This is a genomic window from Pseudomonas sp. (assembly GCF_049590575.1).
GTDB lineage: Bacteria > Pseudomonadota > Gammaproteobacteria > Pseudomonadales > Pseudomonadaceae > Aquipseudomonas.
The window spans coordinates 1-7,074 of record NZ_JBAWDE010000328.1 but is presented as its reverse complement, the minus strand read 5'-3'; the positions used below and the strand labels follow the sequence as shown (position 1 = coordinate 7,074).

Annotated in this window: 7 protein-coding genes; all 7 read left to right on the top strand. The window is 60.5% G+C overall.

The features are described from left to right. Positions 1 to 211 precede the first annotated feature (211 nt). Entirely contained in the window at positions 212 to 2,326 is a 2,115-nt protein-coding gene (flhA, locus tag WBR57_RS23000; RefSeq protein ID WP_424086933.1) for a flagellar biosynthesis protein FlhA, read from the top strand. Between the two features lie 12 nt (positions 2,327 to 2,338). Further along, positions 2,339 to 3,655, top strand: a complete 1,317-nt coding sequence (gene flhF, locus WBR57_RS22995; RefSeq protein ID WP_424086931.1) for a flagellar biosynthesis protein FlhF — start codon at positions 2,339 to 2,341, stop codon at positions 3,653 to 3,655. Positions 3,656 to 3,761: 106 nt separating this feature from the next. Further along, complete coding sequence (fleN, locus tag WBR57_RS22990; RefSeq protein ID WP_003192912.1) at positions 3,762 to 4,595, top strand: flagellar synthesis regulator FleN; 834 nt, start codon at positions 3,762 to 3,764, stop codon at positions 4,593 to 4,595. Continuing rightward, positions 4,592 to 5,332, top strand: coding sequence for an RNA polymerase sigma factor FliA (gene fliA, locus WBR57_RS22985; protein WP_424086929.1), 741 nt, complete (start codon positions 4,592 to 4,594; stop codon positions 5,330 to 5,332). Before fleN ends, fliA begins: the two co-directional genes overlap by 4 nt. 168 nt (positions 5,333 to 5,500) lie before the next feature. Further along, positions 5,501 to 5,875, top strand: a complete 375-nt coding sequence (locus WBR57_RS22980) for a chemotaxis response regulator CheY (protein ID WP_163003295.1) — start codon at positions 5,501 to 5,503, stop codon at positions 5,873 to 5,875. An 18-nt stretch (positions 5,876 to 5,893) separates the two neighbouring features. Then, positions 5,894 to 6,682: a protein phosphatase CheZ gene (locus WBR57_RS22975; RefSeq protein WP_065909831.1), complete on the top strand. Its 789-nt coding sequence runs from the start codon at positions 5,894 to 5,896 to the stop codon at positions 6,680 to 6,682. 11 nt (positions 6,683 to 6,693) lie between these two features. After that, positions 6,694 to 7,074, top strand: a 381-nt coding sequence (locus WBR57_RS22970; RefSeq protein ID WP_424086927.1) for an Hpt domain-containing protein, incomplete at its 3' end; no start/stop codon positions are given.

Here is a 7,074-nt window from a genome sequence, read left to right as displayed (position 1 = left end):
GTGTGTCAGCCCCGCAAAAGGTGACTGATACACCCAATCGGGGGCAAGCCCCCTCCCACCTTTAAGTGCGGTTCACGCCTGGCGTCTGCGCTGATCTGAGCCTTGAGGCAAAAGTTGGAAGGCTTCTTGCAATACCGCCTGCAGGACGCCGCTTGGCGTCAAAACTTTGCTTCAAGGAACACGAGGAATACCGGTGGTGGATCGCTCTCAAATGCTCGGCACGGCCCGTACGACCCTGACTGACCTCTCGCGGGGCAATCTGGGTGTGCCGTTGTTGTTGCTGGTGATGCTGGCAATGATGATGTTGCCGATGCCGCCGTTCCTGCTCGACGTGTTCTTCACCTTCAACATTGCCCTGTCCGTGGTCGTGCTGCTGGTGTGCGTGTACGCACTGCGGCCGCTGGACTTCGCGGTATTCCCGACGATCCTGCTGGTGGCGACCCTGCTGCGTCTGGCGCTCAACGTGGCGTCCACCCGCGTGGTGATGCTGCACGGCCAGGACGGCCACGCCGCCGCCGGTAAGGTGATCCAGGCCTTTGGTGAGGTGGTGATCGGCGGTAACTACGTGGTCGGTATCGTGGTGTTCGCGATCCTGATGATCATCAACTTTGTGGTGGTCACCAAGGGCGCCGGGCGGATTTCCGAGGTGAGCGCGCGGTTTACCCTCGACGCCATGCCCGGCAAACAGATGGCCATCGACGCCGACCTCAACGCCGGCCTGATTGACCAGAACCAGGCCAAGTCGCGCCGCCTGGAAGTCGCCCAGGAAGCCGAGTTCTACGGTTCCATGGACGGCGCCAGCAAATTTGTGCGCGGTGACGCCATCGCCGGCCTGCTGATTCTGTTCATCAACCTGATCGGCGGCATGGCCGTCGGTATCTTCCAGCACGGCATGACCTTCGGCGATGCTGGCAAGGTGTACGCCTTGCTGACCATCGGTGACGGTTTAGTGGCGCAGTTGCCATCACTGTTGTTATCCACAGCTGCCGCGATCATGGTGACCCGTGCTTCTGGCTCCGAAGACATGGGCAAGCAGATCAGCCGCCAGATGTTTGCCTCGCCCAAGGCGCTGGCCGTGGCGGCGGGCATCATGGCGATCATGGGCCTCGTGCCGGGTATGCCGCACGTGTCGTTCCTGAGCATGGCGGCCATGGCCGGTGGCGGTGCCTACCTGTTCTGGAAGAAGCAGAACGCGGTCAAGGTCAAGGCTCTGCAAGAGGTGGCGCGCCAGCAGGAACTGCTGCCGTCGCCGGCCCGCGCCCAGGAAACCAAGGAGCTGGGCTGGGACGACGTGACCCCGATCGACATGATCGGCCTGGAAGTCGGCTACCGCCTGATTCCCCTGGTAGACCGCAACCAGGGCGGCCAACTGCTCGCGCGGATCAAGGGCGTGCGCAAGAAGCTGTCCCAGGACCTGGGCTTTCTGATGCCCACCGTGCACATCCGCGACAACCTCGACCTGGCGCCCAGCGCTTACCGCCTGACCCTGATGGGCGTGATCCTGGCTGAAGCCGAGATCTACCCGGACCGCGAGCTGGCGATCAACCCAGGGCAGGTGTTCGGCAGCCTCAACGGCATCACCGCCAAAGATCCGGCTTTTGGCCTGGAAGCGGTGTGGATCGAAATCAGCCAGCGCAGCCAGGCGCAATCGCTGGGTTACACCGTGGTGGACGCCAGCACCGTGGTCGCCACTCACCTCAACCAGATTCTGTACAAGCACTCCCACGAGCTGATCGGCCACGAAGAAGTCCAGCAATTGATGGGTTTGTTGGGCAAAGCCTCGCCGAAACTCGCCGAAGAACTGGTGCCGGGCATTCTCTCGCTGTCGCAATTGCTCAAGGTGTTGCAGGCGCTGCTCGCCGAACAGGTGCCCGTGCGCGACATTCGCAGCATCGCCGAGGCCATCGCCAACAATGCCGCCAAGAGTCAAGATACCGCCGCCCTGGTGGCTGCGGTGCGCGTCGGATTGTCCCGCGCAATCGTGCAAAGCATTGTGGGGCTTGACTCCGAGCTGCCTGTGATCACCTTGGAACCAAGGTTGGAACAAATATTGCTCAATAGTATTCAGAAGGCAGGACAAGGCCAGGAAGAGGGCGTTCTGCTGGAGCCAAGCATGGCTGAGAAACTGCAGCGTTCGTTGATCGACGCGGCGCAACGTCAGGAAATGCAGGGCCAACCGGTGATTCTGCTGGTGGCAGGCCCCGTCCGGGCGATGTTGTCGCGGTTTGGACGCCTGGCAGTTCCGAATTTGCACGTTTTGGCTTATCAGGAAATTCCTGACAATAAGCAAGTGACTATCGTCGCGACAGTAGGGCCGAACGGCTGAGGGTAGTGGGTTATGCAAGTTAAGCGTTTTTTCGCCGCCGATATGCGTCAGGCCATGAAACTGGTGCGTGATGAGCTGGGCGCCGACGCCGCGATTATCGGTAACCGTCGTATTGCCGGCGGTGTCGAGCTGACGGCTGCCCTGGATTACACCCCCCAGGCCCTGGCGCCGCGCGTGCCGAACATGGAGCTCGAAGACGAGCTGCGCAAGACTGCCTCGCGGATTGTGTCGGCCCAGGCCGAACTGAGCATGCGTGGCGACAGCGACGCGACCACCAACCGCCAGTTGTTCGCCGGCCTGCCGCTGACGGCTGCCGAGCCTCTCGTCGAACCGACTTTCGTTGAGCCGCCGCGTCCTGCAGCGCCAGCCCCGGCTGCCGCAGTCGACCAGCGTGTGTTCGACTCGATGCGCTTTGAACTCAATGGCCTGCGCGAACTGCTGGAAGTGCAGCTGGGTTCGTTGGCGTGGACCCAGCTGCAAGGCAGTAAGCCGCAGCAAGCCAACCTGTGGCGTCGCCTGCAACGCATCGGCCTGTCCGGCCCGTTGTCACGTGACCTGCTGGCGCTGACCACTGAAATCGAAGAACCTCGCCAGGCCTGGCGCATGTTGCTGGCGCACCTGGCGCGGATGATCGCCACCCCGGAAGTCGAGCCGTTGGAAGAGGGCGGTGTAATCGCCATGGTCGGCCCGGCCGGCATGGGCAAGACCACCACCCTGGCCAAGCTCGCAGCCCGTTACGTGCTCAAGTACGGCGCGCATAACATCGCGCTGGTGAGCATGGACAGCTACCGTATTGGTGCTCAGGAGCAACTCAAGACCCTGGGTCGCATTCTCAATGTGTCGGTGACGCATGTAGACCCGGGCCAGTCCCTGGCCAATGCCCTCGACCCGCTGCTGCGCAAGCGCGTGGTGCTGATCGACACCGCCGGCCTGCAAGCCAGCGACCCGGCATTGCGCATGCAGTTGGAAAGCCTGGCCGGGCGTGGGATCAAATCGAAAAATTACCTGGTGCTTGCAACCACCAGCCAGAAACAGGTTCTTACCGCTGCGTACCACAGTTACAAGCGCTGCGGTCTGGCCGGTTGCATCCTCACCAAGCTCGATGAAACCGCGAGCCTGGGCGAAGTGCTGAGCCTGGCCATCAGTCATGAACTGCCGGTCGCCTACCTGACCGACGGACCGCGGATCCCGGATGATCTGCATCTGCCGCGCCGTCATCAGTTGGTCAGCCGTGCAGTCAGCGTGCAAATGCAAGAAGAGCCTAGCGAGGAAGCGATGGCCGATATGTTCGCCGACCTTTACCACAACCCCGCAAAACGGGTGGGTTGAGGGCAGGATGAACACCGTGAAATGTACCTACATCGATGGTCTGCAAGCGATTCACGCGGCCAAGCCATGTAGCCTGCGTCTAAGCAAGACAAGGTAAAGAAATAAAATGGGCAGCATGCATCCCGTACAGGTGATCGCGGTGACCGGCGGCAAAGGTGGCGTCGGGAAAACTAACGTGTCAGTGAATTTGTCCCTGGCCCTGGCAGAGCTTGGCCGTCGCGTCATGCTGCTGGACGCTGACCTGGGGCTGGCGAACGTCGACGTTCTGCTCGGGCTGACACCCAAACACACCCTTGCCGATGTGATCGAGGGGCGCTGTGAGCTGCGCGACGTGCTGCTGCAGGGGCCCGGCGGGATCCGCATCGTGCCCGCCGCCTCCGGCACCCAGAGCATGGTGCACCTGAGCCCGGCGCAGCATGCTGGCCTGATCCAGGCCTTCAGCGATATCGGCGACAACCTCGACGTGCTGGTGATCGACACCGCGGCCGGGATCGGCGAGTCGGTGGTCAGCTTTGTGCGCGCCGCCCAGGAAGTGCTGCTGGTGGTGTGCGATGAACCGACTTCGATCACCGACGCCTACGCGCTGATCAAACTGCTTAACCGTGACTACGGCATGAACCGCTTTCGCGTGCTGGCCAACATGGCCCAAAGCCCGCAGGAAGGGCGCAACCTGTTCGCCAAGTTGACCAAGGTCACGGATCGCTTCCTCGATGTCGCCTTACAATACGTCGGCGCAGTTCCCTACGACGAGTGTGTGCGCAAGGCTGTGCAAAAGCAGCGTGCAGTCTACGAAGCGTTCCCTCGTTCCAAATGCGCATTGGCGTTCAAGGCTATTGCCCAGAAGGTCGATACCTGGCCGTTGCCCGCCAACCCTCGGGGGCATCTGGAGTTTTTCGTCGAGCGATTGGTGCATCAGACGAGCGCAGGACCCGTGCTATGACAGCGACCGGCTACAACGCCTACAAGAAGTCTGCCCGTGACAGCCAGGGCGAATTGATCGAGCGCTACGCGCCCCTGGTCAAGCGCATCGCCTATCACTTGCTGGCACGCCTGCCCGCCAGCGTCCAGGTCGAAGACCTGATCCAGGCGGGCATGATCGGCCTGCTCGAAGTGTCGACCAAGTACGACGCGAGCAAGGGGGCGAGTTTCGAGACGTATGCGGGGATCCGCATCCGTGGCGCGATGCTCGATGAAGTGCGTAAAGGTGACTGGGCGCCGCGTTCGGTGCACCGCAATACGCGCATGGTCAGTGACGCAATTCGCGCAATTGAAGCAAAAACCGGTCGCGACGCTAAAGATCACGAAGTTGCGGCCGAACTCCAATTGAGTCTCGACGATTATTACGGGATTTTGAACGATACCTTGGGCAGCCGCCTGTTCAGTTTCGACGACCTGTTGCAGGACGGCGAACACGAAGGGCTGCACGAGGACGGCGCGAGTGCTCACATGGAGCCGTCGCGCGACCTGGAAGATGAACGTTTCCAGGGCGCGTTGGCCGAAGCGATTGCCAATTTGCCGGAGCGTGAGCGGCTGGTGTTGGCGCTGTACTACGACGAAGAGCTGAACCTCAAGGAAATCGGTGAGGTCCTGGGCGTCAGCGAATCGCGGGTCAGCCAGTTGCATAGCCAGTGCGCAGCCCGCTTGCGGGGGCGTTTGGGAGAGTGGCGAGCGCGCTGACAGGCAGTGTTGGGGAGCACTGCAGACGAGACCGCGAGGGTGATAGGCCTTCGCGGGTCGACCCGTTGTGCCCCCGCAGTCCTTTTTGTGTAATGCCTGTTGATTGAAATGGCGCGTCCAGGTGCTGGGCGCGTTTAAGACTGCTTGGAGGTCGAATTGGACAAGAACATGAAAATCCTCATCGTTGATGACTTCTCAACGATGCGGCGGATCATAAAAAACCTGTTGCGTGACCTTGGGTTCACTAACACGGTCGAGGCGGATGACGGCATTACGGCGATTCCGATCCTCAACAGCGGGAGCATCGACTTTCTGGTAACGGACTGGAACATGCCGGGCATGACCGGTATCGACTTGCTGCGCCACGTGCGCGCCGACGAAAAACTGCGCACTCTTCCCGTGTTGATGGTGACCGCCGAAGCCAAGCGTGAACAGATCATCGAGGCCGCCCAAGCCGGGGTTAACGGTTACGTGGTCAAGCCATTCACTGCATTGGCCTTGAAAGAGAAGATCGAAAAAATCTTCGAACGCATCAACGGCTAGTGCCACCGCGGGGGAGCTATGGAGCATAAAGAAACGTCACAGGGAGACTTCGAGTCGACCCTGAAAAAGCATGCTCACCAGTTGGTCGACAGCCTTGAAAAAGGCCAGTTCGGCGACGCGGTGCAGTTGATCCATGAGCTCAACCAGACCCGTGACCGCGGCCTGTACCAGGAAGTGGGCAAGCTCACGCGCGAGCTGCACAGTGCGATCGTCAATTTTCAGATTGACCCGCATATGCCCCAGGCCGAAGAAATTTCGCAGATTACCGACGCCACCGAACGCCTGTCCTATGTGGTCAGGCTGACCGAAGCTGCCGCCAACCGCACCATGGACCTGGTGGAAAACGCCACGCCGCTGGTCAATGGCATGGCGACCGAAGCACAAGCGCTGAGCCACGATTGGGGCCGCTTCATGCGCCGCGAAGTGGGGGCTGAAGAGTTTCGCGAATTGGCACGTCGGGTCGACGGGTTCCTGTCACGCAGCGAGCAGGAAAACCGCACGGTTTCCAGCAACCTCAATGACATTCTGCTGGCTCAGGATTACCAGGACCTCACCGGTCAGGTGATCAAGCGCGTGACCCAATTGGTCACCGAAGTGGAAAGCAACTTGCTCAAACTGGTGCTCATGGCCGGCCAGGTAGACCGTTTTGCCGGCATCGAACATGACCGTGAAGCGATCCTCTCGGAAAAAGATCCACAAAAACATCTCGCCAAGGGTGAAGGTCCGCAGATTCATGCCGATAAACGTGAAGACGTTGTGTCAGGTCAGGATGACGTAGATGACCTGTTATCCAGTTTAGGCTTCTAAGGAGCACCCACATGAGCTTCGGCGCCGATGAAGAAATCCTTCAGGATTTCCTTGTAGAGGCCGGCGAAATTTTAGAGCAACTGTCCGAACAGCTGGTCGAGCTGGAAAGCCGACCTGATGATGCGAACCTGCTCAATGCAATTTTTCGCGGTTTTCACACTGTAAAAGGGGGCGCCGGCTTCCTCCAGCTCCATGAGCTGGTGGAGTGCTGCCACATCGCCGAGAACGTGTTCGACATCCTGCGCAAGGGTGAGCGTCACGTTGATTCGGAATTGATGGACGTGATTCTCGAAGCACTGGATGCGGTCAACGGCATGTTCAGCGAAGTGCGCGAACGTGCGCCGATCACCGCGGCCACTCCGGAACTGCTGGCCGCCCTGGCGCGCCTGGCG

Bases quoted from the DNA above. Each gene is read 5' to 3' on its own strand.
- flhA (WP_424086933.1), top strand. From the start codon at position 212: ATGCTCGGCACGGCCCGTACGACCCTGACTGACCTCTCGCGGGGCAAT.
- flhF (WP_424086931.1), top strand. From the start codon at position 2,339: ATGCAAGTTAAGCGTTTTTTCGCCGCCGATATGCGTCAGGCCATGAAA.
- fleN (WP_003192912.1), top strand. From the start codon at position 3,762: ATGGGCAGCATGCATCCCGTACAGGTGATCGCGGTGACCGGCGGCAAA.
- fliA (WP_424086929.1), top strand. From the start codon at position 4,592: ATGACAGCGACCGGCTACAACGCCTACAAGAAGTCTGCCCGTGACAGC.
- WBR57_RS22980 (WP_163003295.1), top strand. From the start codon at position 5,501: ATGAAAATCCTCATCGTTGATGACTTCTCAACGATGCGGCGGATCATA.
- WBR57_RS22975 (WP_065909831.1), top strand. From the start codon at position 5,894: ATGGAGCATAAAGAAACGTCACAGGGAGACTTCGAGTCGACCCTGAAA.